The following is a 25986-nucleotide window of genomic DNA, read 5'->3' on the forward strand; positions in this document are numbered from 1 at the left end:
TCTATCCAATGATCCGGGGAAGCTGCTGAAACAAATCTCTCGTGTAATCCAATAAGATTGTCAGCATCCAAGGCCCGAATACCACCAGCGCAATGAATACAGCTAATATTTTTGGGATAAATGCCAAAGTCTGTTCCTGTATCTGCGTCATAGCTTGAAAAATACTCACCAATAATCCGACGCCCAATGCCACAAGCAGCAAAGGGGCAGACACGAGGATGATTGTGTAAATCGACTGTTCTGCTAATTTGATTACCATATCCGGAGTCATCGGTCTCTTCCCTTCACTAAAAGCTGACAAGCAGCGATTCTATGATTAAGTACCAGCCATCGACCAGCACAAACAGCAAAATTTTAAACGGCAATGAAATCATCACCGGTGGCAGCATCATCATGCCCATCGCCATCAGCGTACTGGCGACCACCATATCAATGATCAGGAACGGGATGAAAATGACAAAGCCGATTTGGAACGCGGTTTTCAGTTCGCTGATGGCAAACGCCGGAACCAGCGAAGTCAGCGGAATCTCTTCAACACTTTCGGGTTTTTCCTGACCGGCATATTTAAAGAACAGTGCCAGGTCTTTTTCCCGTGTATGCTGGGCCATGAATTCCTTGACCGGCAACACAGCGGTATCGAGTGCTTCCTGCTGTGAGACTTCTCCCGCCAAATACGGCTGCAATGACGTTTCGTTAATCTCCAGCGCGATCGGTGACATGATAAAAAAGGTAAGGAATAAGGCAAGACCGATCAGCACTTGGTTGGGCGGCATCGATTGTGTCCCGAGCCCCGTCCGCACGAATGACAGGACAATGATGATGCGGGTGAAACTGGTCATCATGATCAAAATACCGGGTGCCAGTGATAAAATGGTCAGCAGGAACAGCAGTTGAAGCGTTACCGCCACGTCTTCTGGAGCGTCTGTTCCGATATCAAGTCCGGGGATATTGATGGACAGCAAAAGGGCGTTCAGCATCATGACGACCGACCTTCCTGATCGTCATCGTCCGCCAGTTCCTGTTTGAGCTGCTGCTGTTTTACCTTTTGCTTGTTCAGGCTTTGCTTGAACAACTGCTCAAAGCCATTCCCTGTTTTGCTTTCAGCAGGAACGCCTTTCACTTTGTTCACCAACCCGGTGATGGCATCAGCTACACGCACTGTTTGCTGATTTGCCTCTGCGTCAGATACGACCACTTCATCGCCTTCCGCAAATTCTTTGATCAGCGTGACCTGGTCGCCGACTCCAATCAGCAACATTTTGTTCCCCACTTTTACAAGCTGCAGCGACTTATTGTTTCCGAGAGATGTGCCTCCCACTAATTGCACAGCCTGATTCGGATGCATTTTCGTCTGTCTGACGGCCAAAAACTTGATGAGACCGTAGATCAGCACAACGATAAGAAGCGTGTAGAAAACCAGCTGACCCAAAATCCCCGCCATGCTTTTTTCTTCCATCACAGCCGCTTCCCCGTTTTCTTCTGTTTCTTCAGTTGTCGGCTGGCCGTCCTGCCCGTCATTCAACCAGTCAGACACTTTCGTATCTGCCGCTGCTGAAACACTGGGAGCTGCAAATGCCGAAACGGCACAAAGCAGGAGGATGGCCATAATAGAAAGAAAGGTTTTTTGAAACACTCTTGGTGTACTCCTTACGTCAGGTATTAGCGAAGCTTTGAAATCCGATCTGCCGCGCTTAGAATGTCTGTGACACGGACGCCGAAATTCTCATCAATGACGACAACTTCCCCTACCGCGATTAATTTGTTGTTGACCAATATATCGACCGGTTCGCCCGCCAGTTTATCAAGCTCGATGATCGACCCTTTTGATACTTCCAGGATTTCTTTGACCGTTCTTTTGGTCCTGCCCAGTTCCACCGTTACCTGAAGCGGGATATCAAACAGCATATCCAGGTTGTTCGGCTCTGAATGTGAGGTTGCCGTATCGTCAAAGTTTGAAAACTGGACTTTTTGTATATGATGCGAAGAACCTGTAGTTTCCGCTTTGTTTGGTTCATTTGATTGTCCGTTGGATTGATTGTCCATTTCCTGTGTCCCCCCAAAATCTTCTTCATCCAGTGAATCGGTCAATACCCCAATCCATTGTTTGGCTAATGGAAGAGGGAGATGCAAGTGGAAGTCCACACTTTCTTCGTCGCCGATCTTCAATTGGAAACGGGCTTCGGCAAACCATTCTTCTGCAGTAAATTTGCCGACAGGGAAATCTTCCTGCTTTTCAATAACGTCCATCCCTGATAAAGAATAGGAAAGTTCCTGTTCCAGCACAGTGCCCATGGCCCTGGAGACAGCCGTGAACATCTGCTGAACCACTCCCTGCATCACTTGGAATTCCTGGTCTTCGGCCGAGGTGTCTTCTGCGTCTGTTGCCGCCATTTCCACAAAAGTGCGGACGTCACTTCGGGCAAAAGTCAAAACCTGCAGGCCACCTGCGCTTCCCGTGTATTCTCCCAGCACGATAAAAAGAGGCGCTGGCGCATCGTCCAAAAGCCGGTCTTTCTGTTTTACCGACAACACAGGTGCAGTGAATGATACCCGCTCCATAAACAACGGTGACAGCACAGCAGCTGAACTGCCCAATGAGACACTCAGCAATTCTGTAAGAACCTCTTTTTCCATCTTCGATAATGACTTGTCAGGCACTTTTTTTCCCTCCGCTTTCACTTGGCCCAGTAATCCGCTGATTTCATCCGGAGACAATTTTTCATCAATCATTCATTTCATCTCCTTCTCTGCGGACCTCTGTGACTTGAATAGCCGCTCGTCCTTTCGATACTCCCGGCTGCGCTGAAAACTTTTGCTTGCCGTCGACCCAGACAGTGACCGGATCATCGTAAGATTCATCCAAACGGATAACGTCCCCCTTGGACAGGTTCAAAAAATCACCGACCTGGACCGAAGCAGTTCCCAAGATCGCTTTGATTTGGAGTTTTGTCGACTGCAGTTTTTTTTCGAGCGCTTCCACTTCGTGGCTTTCCATCTCTTTTTTCTGGTTTGCCAACCAGTGGCGTGCCGACAGCTTCGGCAATATTTGTTCCAGTACCACATGCGGTAAACAAAGGATAATGCTTCCTTCGGCATCGCCGATTCTGGCCTGCAATGATACCGAAATGACGGTTTCATTTGGAGGTGACATGGTCAAAAACTGCGGGTTCACTTCTATTTCCTTCAGTTCCGGTGACAGCTTGAGGACGGAAGACCAGGCTTCTTCAAAGCTGTCCAACGCTTTCATGAAAATCCGTTGAATGATGCTCGTTTCAATCTCTGTCAAATCATTATTGTTGGGCGACATGACGCCCTGTCCGCCGAGAAGCCGGTCGAACATGACATAGGTGACTTCAGGGGAAAATTCCATGACCATGCTGCCTGGAAGAGGATCTGCTTTGAATACGCCCAAAATGGACTGTTTCTGCACATTGCGGATGTATTCATCGTAAGGAAGCTGGTCAACCGAAGTGACCGCGATGTGGACAAATGTCCGCAGCTGCGTTGAAAAATACGACGTCAACAGACGTGCGAAATTTTCATGGATCCTCGATAATGTCCGGATCTGTTCCTGTGAAAAACGCAAAGCCTTCTTGAAATCATAGGTTTTCACGCTTCTGCCCTTACCGTCTTTCCCTTGTTCCGCTTCTTCCTTTTCTAAAGACGAAAGGATGGCATTGATGTTTTCATCTGATAAAAAGTCCGCCAAGGCAATTTCCTCCTCATTCCGACAAGTCCGGCTCCTGCAAAACAGGCAATATATTGATCTTCCGGTAATAAGCCGTCACTTGTTCTGCGACTTGTTCCGCCGATTCCAATACATGCACTTTTTTACCTGACACCAACGTCACTACCGTGTCCGGAGTTGTTTCCAGTCTTTCAATGTATACCGCATTCAATGTAAATTTCGTTTGGTTCAGTTTGGTCAATTCGATCATGTCAATGACGAGAAAAGCCTTCGCTTTTCTCTCTCAGCCCCCTTAGCGCTTCAAGTTGACAACTTCCTGCAGGATTTCATCAGACGTTGAAATGATCCGGGAATTGGCTTGGAAACCACGCTGCGCCACAATCATTTCCGTAAACTCTTCAGTCAGGTCAACGTTCGACATTTCCAGTTGGCCGGAGCCCACTTCCGTTTTGGCGTCCGCGACCGTCCCGATGTTCAACGCACCGGCGTTTGCCTGGCCCGTCAATTCATACAGAGAGCCACCAAATTTGCGCAGACCCGACGGATTCTCGGGTATGACAATTCCAACAGTGCGGTCCCCCAAAATTGATACGTCTTCTCCCCCATCCGACGGCTTCCCAATGAGACGGCCATCACGTGTAATGGCGAATGAGTCATACTCGTTCGAATCGATGTTGATTTTTCTTCCCTCGCTGTCCAGGACATTGTAGCCCTGTGCTGTGACCAGATTACCGTCTGCATTCACCGTGAAATTCCCGGACCGCGTCAAGAATTGACCTTCTCCACCTGCTACCCCCGTCTCTTCCGCCACATCCGGATCCTGCACGACGAAAAACCCATTCCCCATGATGGAGAGGTTCGTGCCGATTCCAGTTGACATCATGGAACCCGGTGTATGCTGCACGTTGACCGCTGCCGTGGTAGAACCCAGCCCGACCTGCATCGGATTGGTGCCGCTGTCGGATATATTCTGGCTCAGCATCTCCTGGAAGTTGATGGTGCTTTTCTTGAAACCGATTGTATTGACGTTTGCAATATTGTTTCCGATGACATCCAATTTTGTCTGGAAGTTTTTCATCCCTGATACACCTGCATACATGGAGCGAAGCATAGTATTTTCCCCTTTCAAGTACCATCTGTTTGTTTTAAATGAATCAGACAGTCTCCTGTTCATTTTGTGTTTGTTCGTGTCTTTCGATACGGCTGAGTGTATGGATCGGTATCTTCATGTCCTGTTGTTCCAGTTCCACCAATATGTCCCCGTTTTTCATCGTTACGGCTTTTACCACGCCCTGTCCATTCTGTGGCTGGTCTTCAGTTCCCTGGTTCCAGTGGACAGTGGTGCCAATCAGGTCAGCGTGATCAGCCAATGTTCCTTTTCCTTGATGTTCCATGAATTGGTCCATTGTTTTGTTGAGATTGGTCAATTGCTCCAAGCTGCTGAATTGGGTCATCTGTCCGATGAATTCGGTATCTTTCAGCGGTTCCAGTGGATCCTGGTTTTTCATCTGTGTTACCAGGATTTTCAGAAAAGCGTCTTTCCCCATTTCATTTTGGGATTCGGCTGTTTTGGCTGCAGCAGGTGCTTGTGAACGGACCGCAGTCGGATTCGTTACGTTCATGGAAACACTCCTTTCTTTTTAAATGGTGTAATCCACTTTCATCTTGCTGCCGGCTGAAGGTTCGATAATCACAGCGGCGGCCGCTTCTTCTTCAAACTGCCGGTAGCCGTTTCTAAACGATTGGCTGCCTGGCTTTTGCTGCTGGGCAAAACGCTGTTCAGGAGACGCGTGCTGCTGGCTGAATGATTGTTGCGGATTATGCTGCGTAATTTCGATTTTATCGATGGCCACACCTTGCTGAAGCAGGGACGCCCTCAGTTGATTTACTTGAAGTTCGAGCATTTCCTTAGCTGCAAAGCTGCTCGTAAAGATTTGCGCTGCCATTTTTCCGTTGATCAGCGTCAGGCGAATGTCCAGGTGCCCCAAGTGATCAGGTGCGATATTCACCCGGATCTGCTGTGTGTTTTCTCCTGTTCCGGTCAACCGGAAAGAGCCTTTCAATACTTCGCCCAACTCTTCCGTAAGGTTAGCCATGCGCACAGTCGGCGTTGGGGGAGCTGGTTCAGAGCGGCCGGTCAACGCCTCCGCTTTGACAGTGTCAGGCGCAGAAGCCGGCAAGGGTTGCGGAATGTCCACTTCCATCGGCGTTCCCGGCAATTGACGGAACACTTCTGACGCCTGTCGGTTGGCCGGCAGGGCATCCGGTGAAGGTGCCGCTTGCTTTTGTCCATCTGCTGCCTTTTCCGCTGCCACCCACTGCTTCAGCACCTGCTCCAGTTCTTCCAGCTTCTGCACGAGCTGTTGCCCGCCGGTTGTTTGCTTCCGCGCATCGTCCTGTTGGACCAGGGCTGCCAGTTGTTTCAAGAGTTGCTCTGCATCTTCTGCATCGATTAACGGAAACAATGGATCCGTTGATGAAGTTTTTCCCGTTTTTGTATTCTCTTCCAGAAGCGCCAGTGCTTGCAGCTGTTCAGTAAACCCGTGGACCAGCGGTTGTGGAAGCTCTTTGGCTACCGGCAGACCTTCTGCTTTTTTCAAAAGCAGCGATAAGGCCTGAAGCAACGCTTCCGCCGTTCCTATCATTTCTTCCTCCGTTTCCCGTGCCTCCGAAGTAAATTCTTCCAGTGCTGCAACAGCTTCTTTCAGCAGGTCTGCCAACTCACCCAACGGATTGTCCGCGCTTTCGCCGGCTGCCGGCAAGTCGACCGCTGCGGATAAAGAACTGAACAACATGGAAAAAGCGGTGCCTTCCGTTGGTTGATCTGTTGCGCCCAGCGCTTTCGGTATTTTGCCTGTCTGCGGTGCCGGAGTTTGAAAAGACAGACTGGCAGTCGGCAGCGGGCTTACCATCGCTCCGCCAGGTTGGATTGTGCGGTCCGGTGAAACCGGGCACTTGCCAATTCATCGAAATAATTCTGTTCCGCCACTTTGTTTCGTTCGTTGAACAAGTCCTGTTTTTGCTGCTTCAAATTCCCCCAGGTCTTTTCTTCCTGTGCTTTTTTCGTTAGCTGGCTTTGCGTTTTCATCACATGTTTCTGTAAATGTGCCAGTTCATCATTGGAGTACACCAATTGCCGCTGAACTTGTTGGATGTAATTTTCCAGCATCCTCAATTCGGCAATCGGGACGCCTTTTTGTTGCTTTTCTTCCTGCAGCCGCTCTGCATCACTGATTTTGTGGTAGATGGCTTCATTTCTGCGATGGCCTTCTTCCTGTTGTTTGATGGCATCTGCCATTTGGATTTGGGCAACGTCTTTTTCATTTTCCTTTAAATCCAATATTTTTTGAAAACGGAAATCAAATGGTGTCACTTTTTATCCCCCTCCAAATTGTGCTGATAGCTTCTCAATACTGTCTTCCAGCTTGGTCTTTTCGTAAATCCCCTGCTGCAGATAATCTTTTATGAGTGGATACGAACGAATGGCATCGTCGATTTCTTTATTGGTGCCACTTTTGTAAGCGCCGATATTGATCAGGTCTTCTGACGAATCGTAAGCCGCCAGCAGACGTTTTAGACCGACCGCCGCCTGCTGATGTTCCGGTGAAACAATGTCGTGCATGACACGGCTGACGCTTGCCATAATATTGATCGCCGGGAACTGGCCTTTCTGGGCGATGCGCCGGTCCAGCACAATATGTCCGTCCAGAATTCCCCGGACTGCATCGGCTATCGGCTCGTTCATGTCATCGCCGTCGACCAGCACCGTATAAAAAGCGGTGATCGACCCTTTACCGGAAGTGCCTGAGCGCTCCAGCAGCTTCGGCAGCAAAGCGAAAACGCTCGGTGTGTAGCCTTTGCTTGTTGGCGGTTCGCCAACAGCGAGTCCCACTTCCCGCTGCGCCATGGCAAACCTTGTCACCGAATCCATCATCAGCATGACGTTTTTCCCTTGATCGCGGAAATATTCCGCAATGGAAGTCGCTGTTAATGCCCCTTTGATGCGCTGCAAAGGCGTCTGGTCGGAAGTCGCTGCCACGATTACAGATTTTTTCAAGCCTTCAGGTCCCAGGTCGCGTTCGATGAAATCACGAATTTCACGGCCTCGTTCTCCGATCAATGCAATGACATTGATATCGGCTTCCGTATTGCGGGCAATCATTCCGAGCAAGGTACTTTTTCCGACGCCGCTCCCTGCAAACACACCAATCCGCTGACCTTGTCCGACCGTCAGCAAGCCGTCGATTGCACGGACGCCCACTTCCAGCGGCTTATCGATCCGCGGCCGCTGCAACGGATTTGGCGGACTGTTGTTGGTGGAGTATTTTTTCAGCCCTTTCGGCAAAGTGCTGTCATCCAGCGGATTGCCCATCCCGTCCAGCACTTTCCCCAAAATGGAAGGGCCCACTTTGATCTGGAGCGGAACACCGGTTGCGACAACCAGGCAGCCCGGTCCGATCTGTGCAATGTCCTTTAACGGCATCAATAATAATTTGTGTTCTTTGAACCCGACGACTTCCGCTTCCACCGGCGGATCGTAGTGATTCGGATACAGCAGGCAAAGTTCGCCGACTTTGGCATTGGGACCACGGGATTCAATGGTCAAACCGATCACCTGAATCACTTTGCCATGTTTTTTTACCGGCTCCACTTCTTCCAATAAGGTCAAATATTCATCGGTGCGCAGGTTCATCGGTGGTCTTCTCCTCACAATAAGCGAGCAATTGCTTTTTTATTTCCTGCAATTGGCTGTCAATCGTCACATCATACGAGCCGTTCGCTGTCTGAATCATGCAGTCCCCTTTTGCCAGGTGAATGACCGGAATTATTTTTAGTTCAGATTCTGCCCTTACATATGTTTTAAGTTCTTCCAAAAAGGGTAAAACATAGGGGTAATCTTCCAAAGCCACTTGCAGCACGATGTCTTCGGACTCTTCAATGTGCCGCAACGCTTGTTTGACGATATTCAACAATTGCTCATCATTTTGTTTCAGTTCTTCTTTGATCACTTTTTCAGCGATTTTGACACTCAGTGACAACAGGAATGGTTCCGACTGCTGGACGATTCTCGCTTTTTCTTCATGAGCGGTTTCAATCAGCTCCTGCATGGCTTGCCGCTGTTCCCGAAAGTCATTTTCAGCCTGCAAAGTCCCTTGGGAAAGGCCGGTATGGAAGCCTTTTTCCGTCGCTTCCTGTGCAAGACGGGCCGCTTCCTGCTCAGCTTCCCGGCGTTTTTCCTGCCACCATTCCGCAATTTCGGCATGGGCCGCTTCCTGTTCCTGCTGCAATTGCTGCTGCAAATCCTTGTAGTCTTTTTCCAAAATTTCAATTTCCGAAAGCAAATTTTTCCTTTTTTGAATCGGGTCCAGCTCTTTTCCCAATAAAATCGGACCCTGGTGTTCAATTTTTTTCGTGCGGATAATTTTCTTTTCGATGGGCGTCGGCTGGTGGAACCGGATGATGTTAGACAATCATATCGTCTCCTTCACCACGTGATACGACGATTTCGCCGCTTTCTTCCAAGCTTCTGATCCATGTGACAATCGTTGCCTGCGCTTTCTCAACGTCTTTCAGTTTGACAGGCGCCATCATGTCGATTTCTTCGCGGATCAGATCGGCTCTTCGCGTGGACATATTGCCATAGATGACATTCTTCACTTCTTCGCTTGCCACTTTCAGCGAATACGTCAGATCTTCATCCGCCACTTCACGGATGACACGCTGAATGGAACGTTTGTCCAAATGGACGATGTCTTCAAATACAAACATGCGTTTCTTGATTTCTTCGACCAGTTCAGGGCTTTCGTTTTCGAGTTCGGCAAGAATCGATTTTTCTGTCCCGCGGTCGACGTTGCTTAGTACACGGACAATCGCTTCCACTCCGCCGGTGGCCGTATAATCCTGCGATCCGGTTGCCGACAGTTTCCGTTCCAGAATCTGTTCAACTTCGTAAATGACTTCTGGAGAAGCACTTTCCATCAAAGCGATGCGCCTGGCCACTTCCGCCTGCTGCACCTGAGGCAACTGCGACAGAATTTGCGAGGACTGCTTGGCTTCCAGATAGGACAGCACCAATGCAATGGTCTGCGAATGCTCATGCTGCAGTATGGTCAGCAATTGTTTCGGATCCGCTTTTCTGGCAAAACTGAATGGCTTGACCTGCAGTATGTTCGTCAAGCGTCCGATGGTATCCATCGCCTTTTCTTTCCCCAGCGCTTTTTCCAGTATTTCTTTGGCGTAGTCCAAACCGCCTTCTCTCATGAAATCCTGACCAAGCAGCATGCTGTAAAACTCGTTCAGCACCTGGTCTGTTTGGCTGTTTTTCAATTTCCTGACATTGGAGATTTCCATCGTCAGTTTGTCTATTTCGGGTTCTGTTAACTGTTTAAACACTTCCACAGATACTTCAGGGCCCAAACTCACCAGCAATACCGCCACTTTTTGGACACCGCTTAACCCTGCCGTATTTTTAGCCATCTAGTTCTCTCCTACTCCTCTGACATCCATGAACGCAACAGTCGGGCAAAATCTTCCGGCCGTTCTTTCGCTAGTTTTTCGATTGTCTTTCGCTTAGGATTGGTTTTCGAGTCGAAATCCGATAAATCGATTTCTTCTTCCACTGCCTCTGCTGTGTTTCCGTCCATCACAGGCGGAGTGAGCGGTGGTCCAAAGATTTCCCGGTCAAACTCTTCTTCCCGTTTCCGTTTGCTTCTGCGCAGCAGCACAATCAGGACAATCAAGATTACCAGCAGCACGACAGCCGTTGCAATCACCAGCACCAGGTTGTTCGGAAGCTTATCCAACCAGGCAGTTACAGGCTCTTCTTCCGCCACTGCCGGTTTGCCGTGAAATTCTGTAGCGAATACCGAAATCCGGTTGGCCAAATCAATTTCATCCACTGGTGCTCCGTTCATGCTCAAGGTGGTGCTCACTGTGTTCTTCAACAGGTTTTCAATATCGAAAATGTTCTGCGCCGTCAAACTGTCCGGGTTTTCCGCAATCGGCGGTTCCACTCCCACATTGATGGTAATGTCATCGATGACATACGGACTCATCTCAATCTGCCGGTTGATCCGGTTGACTTCCCGGTTGATTCGTTCCTCCGTTTTTTCAGAGTCGACATTTCCCTCGCCGTCAACGGCTGGATTGTTCGGGATTTCAGTGTCGTCCGTCCCGGTTGCGCCATCCACATCGCCGCCTTCGCTTGAATAGGATTCCACAATCCGCTCCACACTGATGTCGATGCCTTCATTGGTCTCGCCGTTCACCGGCTCGACCAGGTTTTCTTCCCGTTTTTCTTTTGTGAAATCCATACTGGTCATCACGGATACCACCACTTTGTCGTACCCGAGAAGCAATCCGAGCATCTGCTGCAATTCCCGCTGGATATCCTGTTCGATGTCCCGTTGGATGTCCCGTTGCTGCTGGTAGACGGATAAGGTCGTATCCAGCTGATTTTCTTCCTGCATATGGAAAACCTGACCGTTTTGGTTCATGATAACAATCTGCTCTGTCGGCAGGTTCGGAACCGACTTGCTGATGAGGTGGTACAGCCCGTTCACTTGCTTCTGATCCAATTGAAAAGATGGTTCCCCGCTTACCACTACAGAAGCGGTAGCCACTTGCTCTTCTTCTGTCACCCAGATGTTTTCTTTCGGCAGCGTGATCATGACATTGGCATCCGACACGCCTTCAATCTGGCGAACTAACCCCGACAGCTCATTTTGCATGGCATCGCGTTCCACCACATCAAAATGCCGGTCCGTCATGCCGAGCCCCATGTTTTCACTGAAAATGCTGTAATTTACATTGCCGCTTTCCGGTATGCCTTCCGCTGCCAGATCCACTTTCAAATTGGCAATTTCTTCATTTGGCACACTGACGGTTTTGCCGTCTGCCGAAACCTCCACAGGAATTCCCCGCTCTTCAATGGCCGCTTTGATTTCCCCTGTTTCTGCGGGGGACAAGCCCGAGTACAATACCGAGTAAGCGGATTGGGTGGTGAAAAACACCAGCATGGAAAGCAAGAGGATGGTCCCGGCGAAAGAGCCGGCGATGGTCCACTTCATGGCGGGAGACAAGCCGCTCCATGACTCTTTTGCTTTGTTTTTAAAACCCGTTAACCTTTCCTTCATCTTTTCCTCATCCCACTCGTTGAATTCATACTTGCATTCTCATAATTTCCTGATATGCTTCTACCACTTTGTTGCGTACTTGCGTCGTCAACTGCAGCGACAGACTCGCTTTTTGAGAAGTGATCATCACTTCATGAATGTCCTTCGCTTCTCCGGCCGCCAACTGGTTGGTCAGCACGTCGGATGCTTTCTGCGACTGGTTAACGTTTTCCAATTGCTGTTTCAGCATTTCACTGAACCCTTCCACTTTTTTATCCGCTTGCGCTTTCGGGATAAACTGATCCTGCAGAAAAGGAGTTTGAATCTGACTGATAGTATTCATCATGGGCCTCCTGAGACTTTAATAATTATTTGCCAATTTCCAGTGCTTTCATAAACATGCTTTTTGATGCGTTCAATGCCGTCACGTTGGCTTCGTACGAACGTGTTGCCGACATCAGATCCACCATTTCCTTGATCGGATCCACATTCGGCAAATAAACATAGCCGTTCTCGTCCGCATCGGGATGCGATGGATCATACGAAGGGGTAAAAGGGGTGGGGTCTTCTTCGATTTTCGAAACCGCTACGCCCGACACTTTTTCAGTCCCTTTACTCATCACTGACTGCAATTGCTGTTCAAATGGCGAAACGCCGTTTTGTGCAAGTGATACGGATTTCCGCCGGTACGGGACCCATTCGCCGTCCACAAGCTGCGCTCGTGTCGTATTGGCGTTCGCTATATTTGATGATACGACATCCATTCGCAGCCGATTGGCGGTAAGTCCCGAAGCACTGATGTTGAAGCCGTTAAACAAAGTCATTTCTGTTATCTCCCTTCATTGATCACTGAGCGCAAACTGCCGAATTTGCCGTTGATCCGCTCAGTTACCGCGTTATACCACAGCTGGTTTTTTGCCAGTTCCGCCATTTCCAGGTCCATGTCCACATTATTGCCGTTGTTTTGATACTTGGTCGTGTTATTCACTTTTATTTCCGGGGCAAATTGGGTGTTTTCGTTACTGAAAGGAATGTGATGCGGGTTGGTTTTGTGGCTGGCCAACGGTTGCTGGTCCATCGCCTGGTTTAAAGCCGATTGGAAATCCACCCGTTTGCTTTTGTAATTGGGCGTATCCACATTCGCAATGTTTGAAGAATGGACTTTCTGCCTTAATGTGGCAGTCGACAGCGCATTTTCAAGCGACTGGACAGTGGGGGTAAATAGTTTCATTTTCTTCCTCCTGCATATTATTTATTTGCTATATAAAAATCCACCCAAAAAAGGGGTGGATTAATAAAATCTGCCCATTTTTCGGTAACCCGGCTACCTTATATTTTCATACGTAGGCCCGTGGCTTTGCGTCCTTTTCTTTCGAAAAGTTTGCCTTTTTCGCAATGTCGAATAAAAAATATCGTTGAAAATCAAACTTTTGTAGCATTTTAAAAGATTTATACCAAAACATAGTATCACATGTTTTTTCGTTTGTGTAATTTTTCAAGAAAAAATTTTTTCTACTTTATTTTCCAACTTATTATTACATTTGTCCTTTCCATCTCGCAACATCGACGCTATAATAACTTTATTGCATTTGAAAGGAAGGATTCCTTTATGTTTCGTGGATTATACACCGCCACCGCTGGCATGGTGGCGAACAATAGAAAACAGCAAATTTTAACAAACAACTTGGCCAATGCCCAAACCCCCGGCTTTAAACAAGATCAAACGGTGTTGCGTTCGTTTCCCTCCCAATTGCTGAAGGCGATGGGGACTGACAATAACATTTCCGATATTCCAACGCAGCCCAAAACCATCGGGACGTTGAATACAGGAGTTTATGCACAGGAAGGCATTCCTTCTTTTGTGCAGGGTTCTTTGAAAGACACCGGCAATTCCACCGACTTTTCACTGCTCGATGGTTCACTGCCGCTCAACCCCGCCACTCAGCAGCGCGGAACACTCTTGTTCGCAGTAGCACTGGAGAACGATGAAGTCCGCTATACACGGAACGGCCAATTTTCAGTGGATGCAGAAGGCTTCCTGTCAACCAGCGAAGGACAGCGTGTACTAGGCGAAAATCTGCAGCCGATCCAAGTGGATTCCAAAGAATTTACCGTTCAGGAAGATGGCCAAATCACACGTCAGGACGGAACCGGTGCCGGCAGCTTATGGCTCGGCTATACGGAAGAGCCCGGTCAACTGGTGAAACAAGGGCAGGGACTTTTGCGCTGGGACGGTGGCGCGGGAAATATTCCGCAGTCCGTCAATGAAGTCGCCCTGTTAAACAACACAGCTACTTTTGTCAAACAGGGAGTCATCGAACAATCGAATGTCGATTTGACGCAAACGATGACCGATATGATGAACACCTACCGTGGCTTCGAATCAAACCAGAAAGTTATACAGGCCTATGACCGCAGCATGGAAAAAGCCGTCAATGAAATTGGCCGTGTATAAGCAAGGAGGAGCTCAACCATGAATATCCAAATGAATTCTGCCGCTACTTCAATGCGTGAGCTGCAGAAAAAAATTGACGTCCTCGCAGGCAACGTGGCCAACGCCGGCACAAACGGTTACAAGCGGCAGGAAGCCAACTTTTCCGATACGCTCGTTCAGTCGATTGAAAGACAGGCCGGCCTGCGAAACGAAATCGGCCGGACAACGCCGAATGGAATACGCGTCGGCTCGGGCGTGAAAGTAGCACAAACTTCGCTCCGGCATGAACAGGGATCGCTCGTCCAAACAAACCGGCCGCTCGATTTCGCCATTGAAGGATCCACCGGTTATTTCCGTGTGGCATCGGAAGGCACTGTTTTTTATACACGAGATGGTTCATTCCAGGTACAGCCGGTGCTGAATTCCAATCAGCTCAATCTGGTGACGGCAACCGGGGACGCCGTACTCGACAGCAACAACCAGCCGATTTCGTTTGATAACGATTACGACCAGATTCAGGTAAACCAAAACGGCACCATGCAAGTGACATTCAAAGATGCCGGCAAACAACCGGCGGAATTTCAATTGAGTGTAGCCACCATCGACCGGCCGAATCTGCTTGAAAAAGCCGGCGGCAACCGCTACCAGCTTCCTGGAACGGAAGCACAGCAAGTAGCGAGCGGCAATCTGCAATTGTTGAATCTGGCTGGCCCGGACAGCGGCGCCGTCCGGATCAGACAAGGTTCGCTGGAAATGTCGAATGTGGATATGACAGAAGAAATGACCGAATTGATTGCCACCCAGCGGCTGATCCAGTCACAGGGAAAAGCCATTTCGTTCGCGGATGACATGATGGGCTTGGTGAATACGATTAGAGGATGAGAAAAAGGCCGACACGGAATCGATTCCGTGTCGGCCTTTTTGGCGTTTTATTTGCGATGAATTCGATTTATTTGCGATGGTGCGGAGTTATTCGCGTTCCGGGAAACTTATTTGCGATGCGGAGGATTTATTTGCGTTCCAGAAGATTTATTCGCGTTCCTCTAAATTCCCATAAAAAAACACCACAACGTTGTCCGTTGTGGCACGCGAGTCATCAGTTTATCTCAGGAAGTCCATCAAACTCGGCTGGATGATTTTGGCCGAGGCGGACAGGCTTGCCTGGTACACACTTTCTTCGCTTTTCAACTTCGTGATGGCTTCCGCCAAATCGACGTCTTCGATTTTCGACAGCATCGATGTCAGTTGGAGACTGCTGTCCTGGATGCGCTGGCTGACAGCTTCGACGCGGTTTCGCCGGACGCCGACTTCCGCGGAAACGGCTAACAGACGGTCAATTCCGGTGTCGATGTCTTCAAGTGGCACATCTTCTCCGGAACGGATGTTTTCTGATAAAGTCCCAAGAGCCGCGAACAGTTCGTCATCGCCGCTGCCGAACAACCGGTCAGCGGTGACACTGGCGGGAATTTTCATGCCGCCCGCAATCGTGAACTCTTTGGCGTTTGTATCAAATCCGTGGCCTGTGCCGCCATCCGGAAACGGCGGGTTCGCGGTGTCCTGTCCGTTGAACAAATAATGGCCGTTCACTTTGACGTTGGCAAACTGGCGGAGCTGTTCGGTCAATTCTTCCACTTCCCCGGCGACAGCGGTGCGGTCTTCTGAGGACAAGGTGTCATTGTTACCTTGAACCGCCAGTTCGCGCACGCGCTGCATCACATTGACCATGCCGTAAACCGTCTGGTCGGTTTCATCGAGCCATAAATTGGCTTCGTTCGTATTCCGTTCATACTGATCGTTGGCAGCAATCGCGCTTTTCAGCTGCATCGCTTTGCCCGCGCCGTGCGGATCATCAGACGGTTTCTGGATCTGCTTGCCGGTCACGGCCTGGTTGTAGGCTTTGTCGAAACGCCCGAGGCTTTTGTTCATATTCGCCAGTGAATTCTGATGCAGCATTTGATGTGAAATTCTCATTCTATTGACCTCCCCCAGCGATCATCAACGCGCAGCCATGCGGTTGATGATCGTATCAAGCATTTGATCCGTTGTGGACACCAGCCGTGCCGCCGCGCTGTAAGCATGCTGGAATTTAATCAAATTCGCCATCTCCTCATCAAGCGAGACACCCGTCACGGATTGGCGTCGGTTGTCTGTGGCCTGCAAAGTGGCTTCGTAATTGGCGATCGAGCTGGTGGCCGACTGGCTTTTGGCGCCCAGTTCGCTGACCAGTGCCTGATACGATTTTTTGATCGGCTCCAAATCCGTCTCCAGATTTTCCGGTACCGTCAGCCTGTCACCGGAACGGTTCACTTCCAGCGACCCGTCTTCGTTTTGAATAAACAAATTGCCTTTTGACCCGTCTTCCTCTTTTATGCCGTTGGCGGAAGCAAAATCGCTCACAATATTCGCCACGGCTGTGCGCTGATTTTCAGCCAAGATTTTGGAATCGGCAAGGCCTTTCAGTTTGCCGCCGGTTGACGACCGGAGAAGAGCGGCTACGTCGGGTTCGGCTGTTGTTGCGGTTTCTTCACCAGCCGTTCCTTTGACCACCGCCGTCCCGTTCAGGCTGATGGTATACATGCCTTTGTCTTCTATCACGCTGATGGTGGCGAGTTTGGACAGCTGTTCCACTGCAGCATCGCGCTGGTCCAGCAAATCGTTCGCTTGTGTGCCGGTGCGTTTGATGCTTTGGTTCAGCGCATCAATTTGCTTGAGGTACTCCGTGGCGTCGCTGACAGCTGCGTTTGTCTGCCGCTCAATATCCGACAGCACCGCCCCCATGGAAACGTCCATCGATTCAGCCACTTCCAAAAAGGCCTGCCCGCGTTCTTTTACTACAGCCTGTGCGGACGGACTTGCCGGATCGTTCGCCAGGTCCTGCCAGGCGCCTTGAAGCCGGTCCATCGCTGCATTCAAGCCCGTATCGCTTGGTTCGTTGATCACAGTCTCGAGCTGATCAAACGTGGCCTGCTTTGCCTGCCACTGGCCAAGTGTCCCCGACTGGTCACGGTATTGGCGGTCGAGGAAATGGTCTCTCACACGGGTGATGGATTCGACGGAAACTCCGGAACCAAGCTGGCCCGGATTGACATTCCCCGTTGTCCACGTATCCAGCGGCTGTGCGGTGACGTTGTTCACTTGTTGGCGTGAATAGCCTTTTGTGTTGGCGTTGGCAATGTTGTGGCCTGTTGTGGCGATGCTGGCCTGCCCCGCTGTTAACCCGCGTCTGCCCAGCTCTAATCCGTGAAATGTTGAAACCATGGTTGACCCTTCCTTCTACCTTCAATCAGGCTTTTGTATCGAAAAAGCCGCGATTGTTCGTCGGTGATTTTTGTTGGCTGTTGGGAGATTGATAGTTGAAGTTTTGCTGCTTCGACTTTGTCACTTGCTCAATCATGTGATGGACAAAGCGCATGGAGTCTTTCAGCAGCTGTTCGTTGGTCCTGTTTTTCTCCTGCAGCTCAGCCATCAGCTGCTGCAGAGACGCCAATTGCGACTGCAGCTTGTCTTTCGCTGCGCCGTCCGGCAGTTGTTCGATAAACTCCCCGAAGCTCGAAGCTGTCTGTTTTTCCGACAGATCGGCCATCAGCTGCTGCCGTTCGCTGTCGAGGCTTTCCAGCTGCCGGATGAGTTCGGCTTCTTCCGGCACCAGCCGGTTCAGCTCATCGACGCGGCGTTCGATTAAAATTGTTTTCTTTTGATCGGCACAGTCAATCAGCCGCTTGTGCAGGCTGATCAGTTTTTCCATGGTGGTGACGAGTAAATCAGGCATCCGGCATCCTCCTCTTCGTTCAGGCGAAGTGTTATTTGCCGAACCAGAACTCGTGTACTTTATCGGCTATCTCCTTGTTGCTGGGATGGTATTCACCGGCTTGGATCTGCGCTTTCAACGCATTGATCTTTTCCTGTCTGCCGGCATCCATTTCTGTTTTCTTTTCGAACATCTCTTTCGCTTGGCTTGAAATCTGCAATTGATCTTCCGTCTGGACCGGCCTCGTTTTCTCGACTTTCGAGACCGGCATCATTTTTTGGTAAGATTGAATAAAGGAAGAACCGTTCGTCTTATCGATATTCATTCCTTCACCGCCCTGTTTGTTTATTTGTCTTTCTTCAACCGCCAGTAATGCGCCTCATTCAACTTCCGTTGAGGATTGGTCATTTCAGCGATCAGCCGGTCTTTTTTCAATGCTGTACTGACATCCGATGTAAATTTTTGATAACAATCACTGCACAGCATCTGCCGCTTTATTTCTTTACCACAATGAGCGCATGGATAACCGAGATTCGGGTAATCATTGGCGAAAATGCGCCCCTCACGAATAAATTCCGCGATCTGCTTTACCGGAACGTCTGTCGCTTCGCTCACTGTGTCGATCGTGGCATGCCGGTTCTGCTCGATTTTCAGAAACGCCATCACTTGTTTGTGCTGCCGCTCGATGTTCCTGTAGCAATGCAAGCAATAATCCGTATGGTCTTTCAGAAATAATTGACCGCAAATCGTGCAGTTGTCCAATTGAGCTGACTGCAAATGATCACCTGATTTCCTGTATAGTCTTTATATCGGCAGGTCCGCCGGAATGTTTAGCGGAATTTTGCATTATTGCACTTTAAATTCCGTCACCAGCACCCGCTCGACTTTCCCTTTTTGAATAATGCCGTCCAGCTTCGCTGAAATTTCCTGTTCGAGCGTCGCAATGCCGTCCGTTCCGGTTAGCTCCTCTTTCGTCAGACCGGCCACCGTGGCGATCACCGCTGCGCGGATTTCTGCCGTCCGCTTTGCCGCTTCTTCTTTTGCTTCCACGCTGCTCAGCTGAATATTGAACTGGACCACCGCGTAATGATTCGGGGAAGCCAGGTTCGTCGTGATGCTGTCCGTATCGACACTCAACTCGGCCAGCTCTTCAGCCGATAAAGCTTGGTCGCTCGCGGAACCCGCATCATCCTTCCCAAGAAAAAACATGATTCCACCTGTCAAAACGGCCACAGCAATAAAACTGACTAACGTAACCCGTATAAGTTTCATCATACACCTCTGTTCTTCGTCATTTATTCCTCATAAGGCGATATCAGCACTTCGACACGGCGGTTTTTCGCTTTGCCCTGTGCAGTATCGTTGGGGGCGACCGGATGATACTCCGCGTATCCGGTAGCGCTGAATTTCTTCGGATCCAGTTCGTCATTTTCCAGCAGGATCTTCATGAAGTTGATGGCCCGTGCCGAACTCAGTTCCCAGTTGGACGGAAACTCGGCGGAAGTGGCCGGCACATTGTCCGTATGGCCTTCGATGAACACTTTGCGCGGCGGGTCGGTCACCAGCAAATTTGAAATCTCTTTTGCCACCGCTCTGGAACCTTCCGTGATGTCCGCACTGCCGGACGCATACAAAACCCCTTCCGTGATTTTCAGCACCAGCCCTTTGCCGGTCATTTCAGTCTGGATTTTGGATGACAGCCCTTTTTCTTCAATAAACCCGGTGATCTTCTCCTCCAGCTGTCCGAGGGCTTCGTAATCTTCTTCGAGTGTCATTTCTTCCGCTTCCTCCACTTCGGCAGGTGACGGAAACTGCACGATGTCCCCGTACTGCTCGACGGAAGCTTCGTGCTCCAAAACGCCGGAACCGCCGTTCAACGCACCGTCAAACGACTGCGAAATCTGTTCAAATTTCTGCGCATCGATTTTACTCGATGCAAACAGCACGATGAACAATGCCAGCAAAAGCGTCAGAATATCGGCATACGGGATGAGCCAGGACTCATCCATGTGCTCTTCCTTCTTTTTTTTACGCTTCAACTTGGACACCTTCGCTTTCTTCCGGTTCCAGCACGCGGTCTTTTGCCGGCAGATACGTCAGCAGCTTTTCTTCGACTGTCCGTGCCGGCAACCCTTCCTGGACCGCCAGCAGACCTTCCAGCATGATCAGTTTCATCTTCGCTTCTTTTTCCGATTTGCGCTTGAGTTTATTGGCGAACGGGTGCCACAGTACATAACCCGTGAAAATCCCGAACAGTGTCGCGATAAACGCGGCGGAAATCGATTTCCCGAGCAGCGCGATGTCATCCAGATTGCCCAGCGCCGCCACCAGTCCGATGACCGCACCCAGAACGCCGAGTGTCGGCGCATAGGTGCCGGCCTGGCTGAAGATTTTTGCGCCGAGCTCGTGGCGTTCTTCCATCGCCGCGATTTCTTCCTCCATCATGTCACGGATGGTTTCCTGCGTCTGGCCGTCGACCACCATTTTCAAGCCACGCTGCAAAAAAGGGTCTTCCACTTCTTCCGCTTTGTCTTCCAGCGCCAAAAGACCTTCTTTTCTAGCCACCATGGCCCATTCCGTAAACATCGGAATCAGTTCTTTCACCGGAATGATTTTCAGGTCGGTGAAAAGCACTTTGAACAGGCTCGGAATTTTTTTGACCTCGTCCATCGGGAAGCCGATCAGTATGGCAGCGGCGGTTCCGGCAAAGATGATGACCAGTGCCGCCGGGTTGTATAAAGCGCTCAGTTCCGACCCTTTCATGACCACGCCGCCGAGCAGCACGCCCACGCCAAGCAATATGCCTATCCATGATGTCTTGTCCACATCAAAAACCTCATTTCAGTTCTTAGTATTTCCAGGTATTGTACTAGATAAGTTGAGCAAAGAACCCACTCTCACCACTGCTTCGGTCGCTTTGGGCAAGGCTTTCGCCATGAGCCGGGAAGAACACCCGTCTCACAGCTCCGCCCAGCCCGTGGACGCGCCGGCGCTCAATGCAGTAGGAATAAATTAGGTTTATGATAGTTCTTTTGTTCAACTTACAGATACATTACATACAAGTGCGAGAAAATTATTTTTTCGCCAGTTCCATGACTTGTTTCCAGGTGTCGCGCAGTTCGGTCATCAGGCCTTCGGCTTCTTCGAGGATGGCTGCGTCGTTTTGGGTGTTGGCTTCGATCAGGCGGTTGTAGATGTATTCGTACAAAGGCTCCATGTTTTTCGAAACTTCAACATCCGGGTTCAGCGTGACGCGCAGCTCCTGTGTGATGTTCTGCGCTTTGATCAAGTTGATGTTTTTGTCCTGGAAATTCTTTTCGGCCATCGCTTTTTTCGCCAGTTTCATGAATTTCAGGCTGCCGTTGTAGAGCATCAATGTCAGTTCCTGCGGCGAAGCGGTCATGACTGAATTTTGCTGGTACTTCTGGTATGGATTCATCGTTACCATGTGGATCCCCCTCTTTTTTACTTCCGTCTGTCAAAAAACGTGCCGTCTGACGGTGCGCTTTGGTAGGCGCCTCTGTATTTTTTGGACAATTGCTTGGTTTGGTTGATGCGGTTCATCTGGCCCGCGAATGCCTGGTGGAGTTGTGTCATCAGTGGAATCAGCTGCTGTTCACTCGCCTGCAGTTGCGTTATTTTCTCCTGGCCTTCCGGCGACCAGTCGAATGCCGATTCGTTTCTTGACGCTTCCAGCCGGTCGATGACTTCCTGCCTTTTGTCGAAGTAAAGCTGCAGTTCCACCAGATCTTCCACTTGGTTGTCTTCCATTTTCGAACCGATTGTCTGCGCTTTTTCCAGGATGGCTTCGGTCAGTTCCAGAAGCTGCTGCAACAAATCATGCTGCTGTTCCATCTACATCATCCCCAGACTCTGTGAAATCCACGCGCTTTGCGAGTTCATCTGGCTGATGGCTTTTTCCATCGCCGTGAACTGTTTCCAGTAACGGTCTTCGATGCGCACGAGACGGTCCTGCCACCTGCTGATTTCTTCGTCCATCTGACGGATGCGCTTGGTGATCTGGCTGTTGTCCACTAAACTGGTGGGGCTCCCCGCCTTTTCGCCCAAGCTTTTCAGTGCCACGTTCAAGCTTTCATACACGCGGCCGCCGACGCCGACGTTTTCGTCTCCGACGCGGTTGGTGAACAGCGCCATCACTTCATCAGGCTGATTGGCCAATGCCGCTTTCAATTCATCTTCCTTGATGAACAGTTTTCCGCCTTCCGACCAGCTGCCGGTATCAATGCCGATCTGCGACAATAATTGGATATTGCCGTCCGGTATGCCTTCCACTTCATCGGTGAAAGAACGGCGCAGCTGCTGGATGGCGTTTTTCAGAATCGGATCATTGCGCAGCAACCCGCTGCGCGCTTTTTCTTCCCACAGCTCGATTTCGTTATCGGTCATATCCTTTTTCTGCTCGTCCGACAAAGGCTGAAAACTTGGGTAGCGCTTTTCGACCAGCTGCTTCTCAATATCCGCAATTGTTTCGTTGTACTTGTCGACAAAGCTCTTGATCTTATCGAACGTATTTGTTGGATCTGCTTGGACCGTGATCGTGGCGTTACCTGCTTCCATTAGGTTTATAGTCAACCCATTGATGGTTGTTTTATTGGACGTTAAATCTGTGACTTCGATTCCTTCAAAAGTTACCGAGCCATTGGCGGCGGCTGTCATAAAATTTTCATCAGCTGCATTTTCTGTAGAAAATGTAGTTAAAAATGAGCCGGCATTATTAGGATCAGGTTGGTTTATGACTTGCTTTGCCAATGCTGCATCACTGAACGTCAAATCGAAGTTCTGATCTGTGCCCATTCCTTTTGTGGAAATGAAGAATCGGGAAGTCGTATTATCGAAACTCATCCGCAGTTTCGGCTCTGCTTCGGCTGTCGCGTCTTGGACTTTTTTCGCCACTTGTTCATAAGTGTCGGTTGCTAAGATAGCCACATTGACATCTTCAGCAGTTGCTCCACTGCCTTTGATGGTTATGCTGCCTGCAACTCCGATTACATCACTCGATTTAGCTGATTTACTTGAATCACTGACTGTTTTTATCGTATGTGCCGAATGCATTTTCGCCCCACTCGCAAGGCTCCCGACATTGACATTATACGAACCGCTCACTGCATTCGCGGTAGTCTCGACGCTTACTTTACCTGGAGTTTCTGATGTCCCTGTTGCTGTTGCCGTATAGGAGTTGAATGTACTTTGGAGACGCAAGTCGCTCGCCATCGTCCGCAGGCTGGTCAGCGACAGATTGACGTCACGGTACGAGTCTTTTTGCCATTCCGTCCAGGTTTTCTGCTGCGTCAATTTATCCATCGGCAGCTTCTGTGCCGCCATCATTTCTTTCACTAAGGAATCGGTATCTATACCGGATGCCAATCCGCCCACACGCATCTATCTCACTCCGATCTTGTTTCGTCTGTTACAGTTTTTCATCTACAATCATTCCCATCAGCTCGGTCATCGACGCATACATGTCGAGGAATTTCCGGTTGGGGATTTCTTTCAGCACTTCATCGGTCTTGGTATCCACCACTTGAATATAATATTCGTTCAGTTCCTCGTGCAGTTGAAATTTCACCGCCGTGGACGTCGGCTCCAAAAAGTCGTTCATGCCGTCCACTTTGTGTTCAAGCACTTCTTTCGTGACCTGTTCTTGAGCGGCGGCTTCCGTCTTCCTAGCCTCTGCAGCAATCGGCATTTTCACCGGTTCCACTGCCTGCACTTCACTCGTTTTCGAAAAATGAATGACGGGCGTCTGTTTCACTTCCATGGCGCTTCTCCCCTTGTTTCATCCTGATGAACAGCGGATGAAGGTGGGGAAGAATCTTCACCGTCCGGTCAACCGCTCTTACTACAACTATATATCGGCACAACATGAGAAATTTTTAGCGTTTTTATAAAATAATCTCCGCAAAAAAATAAAACCGATTCGCTGGAATCGATTTTATTCACACAAGATTATTCAATTGGCGGCTGACGCCGGTCGTCCAGTGGTTGTTCAGGCCGGTCGGATCATTTGCCGCGCCGACCGGGGCATATTTCGCGCCGATTTCAGCGACCGTCGTCTTGCCCTGGTCCAAATAATTCTGGCGCAGGTTGCGCGCCATATCAAAAATGCTTTCTTCAACAGAACCATAGCTCCGGAGGCCGTTCTTGCCCATCATGCCCGCTACATTATTTTTCTCATTGGCGGCCCTCGATGAACCGTTGCCCGTCTCATGGATGGCAATCGCCGACAGCAGATTCGGATCGATATCATACTTTTTCCCGGCATTGATAAAATGCACGGCGCTGCCGCTCAGCTTGCCGTCAAGCGTATTCTCCAGCTTCATAAACTGCACCGGTTTGAAATTCAAATCGGCTTTGTCCGTCGAACCAGCCGGCGTTTCTTTACCGGCGGCCTGCTGAAGATTCACAGGCACCGGCGCATTCATCAGCGGAGCGAACGCTTGCGTCTCCTGCGCTACAGCCGGTGCCGCACCCGGCGCATCAAACCCCTGCAGCATTGAATTCAACAGCATCGAAAACAACGAACTCACGTCCTCCTCTTGGCCGGCAGGAGCAGAGGCAGAAGAATCAGTGGCAGTAACAGCAGGCATCGCCTTGGCAAGCGAAGCCATCGTCGTATAATAAAACCAATTCGAAGAAATCGGACTCGTCAATAGAAGTGCACATCCTTATGTGAAATGTTTTGAATTTAGTGTACAGGATGGGAGAGGAAAAAAGAATAGGATAATTGTGGGAAAAAAATTATATTGGGGGTTGTTTTCTATAAACGCTTCGGACGCTTAGGGGATGGCTCCCGCAAGAAGCCAAGCAAAGAACGCTTGTCTTCTTGCTTCGCCTACCCCATAGACGCGCCGGCGCTTGGAGTGTTATAAATTCCTTTTAACTCTTAAAGGAACAGGTTGGCGTCAGACTACGTCACTTCGCGCCACGGTGTCAGACTCAATTGCTCCTCAAATTGTGACTGACACAGGGTCCGCTACAAAGTGGAATTCCATCGTATCCGTCAACTCGAACTTTTCTTCGTCTTCGTTTTCTGTTAATACAAGTATATCATTTTTCTGATAAGGCTCAGATTATAAGTTCCCATAATCGAGGGAGAAAAGAATTGAAGAAATGGATTTTGGACAAGAGAGGGTTAGTTGCTTATAATAAAAGGAAATATAACTTATGAGGTATATTTAATTATGGATAATTTAAATTAGTCTACAAAAGCATACGAAACAGAAGATGGACTTTCTCCGATAGATAATTTTTTAGACTCTCTTCCTGCAAAAGATACCGATAAAATATTAAGAGACATTCAACTGCTACAACGGTTTGGACCTAGATGGGGCCACCCCCACATCGATTATTTTAAGCGCGAAAAAATTTATGAGCTGAGAGTAAAGCATGGTAGCAATATATACCGAATCTTTTTCTTTACATGGAAAGGAACCATTTTACTCCTTACCCATGGTTTTACGAAGAAATCTCAAAAGACACCGACAAACGAACTTCAGCGGGCTGTTCGAATTCGTGAGGACTGGATAAAAAGAAAGGGTGAATGAAATGGATTTCGTAGAACGCTACGCAAAACAACGAGCGGCAACGGACAAAAACTTCGAGAAGGTATGGAATGATCCCGAAGAACAAATGAATTTTCAGTTAAGAAAAGAATTGATCACCTTGAGGCTACAGCTTGGCTTGACCCAACAACAGTTTGCCGACTTAGTAGGAGTAGCCCAACCGCTCATCTCCCGTCTGGAAAATGGTTCACAGAACATCACAGTGGAGAAGCTGCAGAGAATATTGGCTAAGACCCAAACTGGAGCGCGGCTGAAGATTGAGATTGAGCAAGATGACCTGATGGCGAATAAATAGGAGACATGACGGTTCCGCTTGACCGACTTAGTTTGATTACCAGCAGCTCCTAAATCGCCCCTGTGTTGGACATTTTTATGACTATTTCCTTTTTCTGATAAACATGCGAACGCCGTTTTCGGAA

Annotated in this window: 34 protein-coding genes and 1 riboswitch; of the genes, 4 read left to right on the top strand and 30 right to left on the bottom strand. The window is 49.4% G+C overall.

Translation table 11 applies throughout. The features are described 5' to 3' along the window. Position 1 precedes the first annotated feature (1 nt). From fliQ to flgB, 17 genes are read right to left on the bottom strand one after another with little or no spacing between them, the layout of a single operon-like run. Entirely contained in the window at positions 2 to 271 is a 270-nt protein-coding gene (fliQ, locus tag EEX84_RS13000; protein WP_123166085.1) for a flagellar biosynthesis protein FliQ, read from the bottom strand. Positions 272 to 287: 16 nt separating this feature from the next. Next, complete coding sequence (gene fliP, locus EEX84_RS13005) at positions 288 to 977, bottom strand: flagellar type III secretion system pore protein FliP (RefSeq protein ID WP_123166144.1); 690 nt, start codon at positions 975 to 977, stop codon at positions 288 to 290. Then, positions 977 to 1633, bottom strand: a complete 657-nt coding sequence (locus EEX84_RS13010; protein ID WP_240033984.1) for a flagellar biosynthetic protein FliO — start codon at positions 1631 to 1633, stop codon at positions 977 to 979. Before EEX84_RS13010 ends, fliP begins: the two co-directional genes overlap by 1 nt. A gap of 26 nt (positions 1634 to 1659) precedes the next feature. After that, the gene (gene fliY / locus EEX84_RS13015) at positions 1660 to 2730 is read right to left on the bottom strand and encodes a flagellar motor switch phosphatase FliY (protein WP_123166086.1); all 1071 of its coding nucleotides are present in this window, start codon (positions 2728 to 2730) and stop codon (positions 1660 to 1662) included. Then, the gene (gene fliM / locus EEX84_RS13020) at positions 2723 to 3709 is read right to left on the bottom strand and encodes a flagellar motor switch protein FliM (protein WP_123166087.1); all 987 of its coding nucleotides are present in this window, start codon (positions 3707 to 3709) and stop codon (positions 2723 to 2725) included. Before fliM ends, fliY begins: the two co-directional genes overlap by 8 nt. Positions 3710 to 3722: 13 nt before the next feature. After that, entirely contained in the window at positions 3723 to 3938 is a 216-nt protein-coding gene (locus tag EEX84_RS13025) for a flagellar FlbD family protein (RefSeq protein ID WP_123166088.1), read from the bottom strand. Between the two features lie 42 nt (positions 3939 to 3980). Further along, the gene (locus EEX84_RS13030) at positions 3981 to 4799 is read right to left on the bottom strand and encodes a flagellar hook-basal body complex protein (protein WP_123166089.1); all 819 of its coding nucleotides are present in this window, start codon (positions 4797 to 4799) and stop codon (positions 3981 to 3983) included. A 43-nt stretch (positions 4800 to 4842) separates the two neighbouring features. Next, the gene (locus tag EEX84_RS13035) at positions 4843 to 5310 is read right to left on the bottom strand and encodes a flagellar hook capping FlgD N-terminal domain-containing protein (protein WP_123166090.1); all 468 of its coding nucleotides are present in this window, start codon (positions 5308 to 5310) and stop codon (positions 4843 to 4845) included. 18 nt (positions 5311 to 5328) lie between these two features. After that, complete coding sequence (locus EEX84_RS13040; protein ID WP_123166091.1) at positions 5329 to 6600, bottom strand: flagellar hook-length control protein FliK; 1272 nt, start codon at positions 6598 to 6600, stop codon at positions 5329 to 5331. After that, complete coding sequence (gene fliJ / locus EEX84_RS13045; protein WP_123166092.1) at positions 6594 to 7061, bottom strand: flagellar export protein FliJ; 468 nt, start codon at positions 7059 to 7061, stop codon at positions 6594 to 6596. The genes EEX84_RS13040 and fliJ overlap by 7 nt, the downstream gene beginning before the upstream one ends. A 3-nt stretch (positions 7062 to 7064) precedes the next feature. Beyond that, positions 7065 to 8381 (bottom strand): flagellar protein export ATPase FliI, encoded by a 1317-nt coding sequence (fliI, locus tag EEX84_RS13050; protein WP_123166093.1) that lies wholly within the window; start codon positions 8379 to 8381, stop codon positions 7065 to 7067. Further along, entirely contained in the window at positions 8362 to 9159 is a 798-nt protein-coding gene (locus tag EEX84_RS13055) for a FliH/SctL family protein (RefSeq protein WP_123166094.1), read from the bottom strand. Before EEX84_RS13055 ends, fliI begins: the two co-directional genes overlap by 20 nt. Continuing rightward, positions 9152 to 10165, bottom strand: a complete 1014-nt coding sequence (gene fliG / locus EEX84_RS13060) for a flagellar motor switch protein FliG (RefSeq protein ID WP_123166095.1) — start codon at positions 10163 to 10165, stop codon at positions 9152 to 9154. The genes EEX84_RS13055 and fliG overlap by 8 nt, the downstream gene beginning before the upstream one ends. 11 nt (positions 10166 to 10176) lie before the next feature. Beyond that, a complete protein-coding gene (gene fliF / locus EEX84_RS13065) occupies positions 10177 to 11823 on the bottom strand; it encodes a flagellar basal-body MS-ring/collar protein FliF (protein ID WP_123166096.1) in 1647 nt (548 codons plus the stop codon). Positions 11824 to 11848: 25 nt separating this feature from the next. Beyond that, positions 11849 to 12145, bottom strand: a complete 297-nt coding sequence (gene fliE, locus EEX84_RS13070) for a flagellar hook-basal body complex protein FliE (protein WP_123166097.1) — start codon at positions 12143 to 12145, stop codon at positions 11849 to 11851. A gap of 25 nt (positions 12146 to 12170) precedes the next feature. Beyond that, on the bottom strand, positions 12171 to 12626 hold the full coding sequence (flgC, locus tag EEX84_RS13075; RefSeq protein WP_123166098.1) for a flagellar basal body rod protein FlgC: 456 nt from the start codon (positions 12624 to 12626) through the stop codon (positions 12171 to 12173). Between the two features lie 5 nt (positions 12627 to 12631). Further along, entirely contained in the window at positions 12632 to 13033 is a 402-nt protein-coding gene (flgB, locus tag EEX84_RS13080; protein WP_123166099.1) for a flagellar basal body rod protein FlgB, read from the bottom strand. Positions 13034 to 13113: 80 nt separating this feature from the next. Further along, positions 13114 to 13198: riboswitch (cyclic di-GMP riboswitch) on the bottom strand. Positions 13199 to 13411: 213 nt separating this feature from the next. On the opposite strand from flgB, the gene EEX84_RS13085 reads away from it, so the two are divergent. After that, a complete protein-coding gene (locus tag EEX84_RS13085; RefSeq protein ID WP_123166100.1) occupies positions 13412 to 14257 on the top strand; it encodes a flagellar hook-basal body protein in 846 nt (281 codons plus the stop codon). Positions 14258 to 14275: 18 nt separating this feature from the next. After that, complete coding sequence (locus tag EEX84_RS13090) at positions 14276 to 15118, top strand: flagellar hook-basal body protein (RefSeq protein ID WP_123166101.1); 843 nt, start codon at positions 14276 to 14278, stop codon at positions 15116 to 15118. A gap of 219 nt (positions 15119 to 15337) precedes the next feature. Here the strand turns inward: EEX84_RS13090 and flgL are convergent, their stop codons facing one another. From flgL to EEX84_RS13155, 13 genes are all read right to left on the bottom strand, one after another. Continuing rightward, a complete protein-coding gene (gene flgL, locus EEX84_RS13095; protein WP_123166102.1) occupies positions 15338 to 16207 on the bottom strand; it encodes a flagellar hook-associated protein FlgL in 870 nt (289 codons plus the stop codon). A gap of 24 nt (positions 16208 to 16231) precedes the next feature. Next, positions 16232 to 17494: a flagellar hook-associated protein FlgK gene (flgK, locus tag EEX84_RS13100; protein WP_123166103.1), complete on the bottom strand. Its 1263-nt coding sequence runs from the start codon at positions 17492 to 17494 to the stop codon at positions 16232 to 16234. A 25-nt stretch (positions 17495 to 17519) separates the two neighbouring features. Continuing rightward, positions 17520 to 18005 (bottom strand): flagellar protein FlgN, encoded by a 486-nt coding sequence (locus tag EEX84_RS13105; protein WP_123166104.1) that lies wholly within the window; start codon positions 18003 to 18005, stop codon positions 17520 to 17522. 31 nt (positions 18006 to 18036) lie between these two features. After that, complete coding sequence (gene flgM / locus EEX84_RS13110) at positions 18037 to 18309, bottom strand: flagellar biosynthesis anti-sigma factor FlgM (RefSeq protein WP_123166105.1); 273 nt, start codon at positions 18307 to 18309, stop codon at positions 18037 to 18039. 20 nt (positions 18310 to 18329) lie between these two features. Then, a complete protein-coding gene (locus tag EEX84_RS13115; RefSeq protein ID WP_123166106.1) occupies positions 18330 to 18761 on the bottom strand; it encodes a flagellar protein in 432 nt (143 codons plus the stop codon). A 69-nt stretch (positions 18762 to 18830) separates the two neighbouring features. Then, entirely contained in the window at positions 18831 to 19256 is a 426-nt protein-coding gene (locus EEX84_RS13120; RefSeq protein ID WP_240033985.1) for a flagellar basal body-associated FliL family protein, read from the bottom strand. A gap of 23 nt (positions 19257 to 19279) precedes the next feature. Next, positions 19280 to 19993, bottom strand: a complete 714-nt coding sequence (gene motB, locus EEX84_RS13125; protein ID WP_240033986.1) for a flagellar motor protein MotB — start codon at positions 19991 to 19993, stop codon at positions 19280 to 19282. A 19-nt stretch (positions 19994 to 20012) separates the two neighbouring features. After that, complete coding sequence (motA, locus tag EEX84_RS13130) at positions 20013 to 20810, bottom strand: flagellar motor stator protein MotA (protein ID WP_123166109.1); 798 nt, start codon at positions 20808 to 20810, stop codon at positions 20013 to 20015. A 247-nt stretch (positions 20811 to 21057) separates the two neighbouring features. Beyond that, positions 21058 to 21432: a flagellar export chaperone FliS gene (fliS, locus tag EEX84_RS13135; RefSeq protein ID WP_123166110.1), complete on the bottom strand. Its 375-nt coding sequence runs from the start codon at positions 21430 to 21432 to the stop codon at positions 21058 to 21060. 17 nt (positions 21433 to 21449) lie between these two features. After that, on the bottom strand, positions 21450 to 21839 hold the full coding sequence (gene fliT, locus EEX84_RS13140) for a flagellar protein FliT (RefSeq protein WP_123166111.1): 390 nt from the start codon (positions 21837 to 21839) through the stop codon (positions 21450 to 21452). After that, positions 21840 to 23384 (bottom strand): flagellar filament capping protein FliD, encoded by a 1545-nt coding sequence (gene fliD / locus EEX84_RS13145; protein WP_123166112.1) that lies wholly within the window; start codon positions 23382 to 23384, stop codon positions 21840 to 21842. It abuts the gene before it with no gap. Positions 23385 to 23412: 28 nt separating this feature from the next. After that, entirely contained in the window at positions 23413 to 23763 is a 351-nt protein-coding gene (flaG, locus tag EEX84_RS13150) for a flagellar protein FlaG (protein ID WP_123166113.1), read from the bottom strand. A 178-nt stretch (positions 23764 to 23941) separates the two neighbouring features. Next, positions 23942 to 24655 carry a glucosaminidase domain-containing protein gene (locus EEX84_RS13155; RefSeq protein ID WP_123166114.1) on the bottom strand — a complete coding sequence of 238 codons (714 nt, stop codon included), beginning with the start codon at positions 24653 to 24655 and terminating at the stop codon, positions 23942 to 23944. A 588-nt stretch (positions 24656 to 25243) separates the two neighbouring features. On the opposite strand from EEX84_RS13155, the gene EEX84_RS16785 reads away from it, so the two are divergent. Further along, positions 25244 to 25549: a type II toxin-antitoxin system RelE/ParE family toxin gene (locus EEX84_RS16785; protein ID WP_123166146.1), complete on the top strand. Its 306-nt coding sequence runs from the start codon at positions 25244 to 25246 to the stop codon at positions 25547 to 25549. Between the two features lies 1 nt (position 25550). Then, on the top strand, positions 25551 to 25862 hold the full coding sequence (locus EEX84_RS13165) for a helix-turn-helix transcriptional regulator (RefSeq protein WP_123166115.1): 312 nt from the start codon (positions 25551 to 25553) through the stop codon (positions 25860 to 25862). Positions 25863 to 25986 lie beyond the last annotated feature (124 nt).

Origin of the sequence: Planococcus salinus, from assembly GCF_003719725.1 — a bacterium.
Classification (GTDB): domain Bacteria; phylum Bacillota; class Bacilli; order Bacillales_A; family Planococcaceae; genus Planococcus; species Planococcus salinus.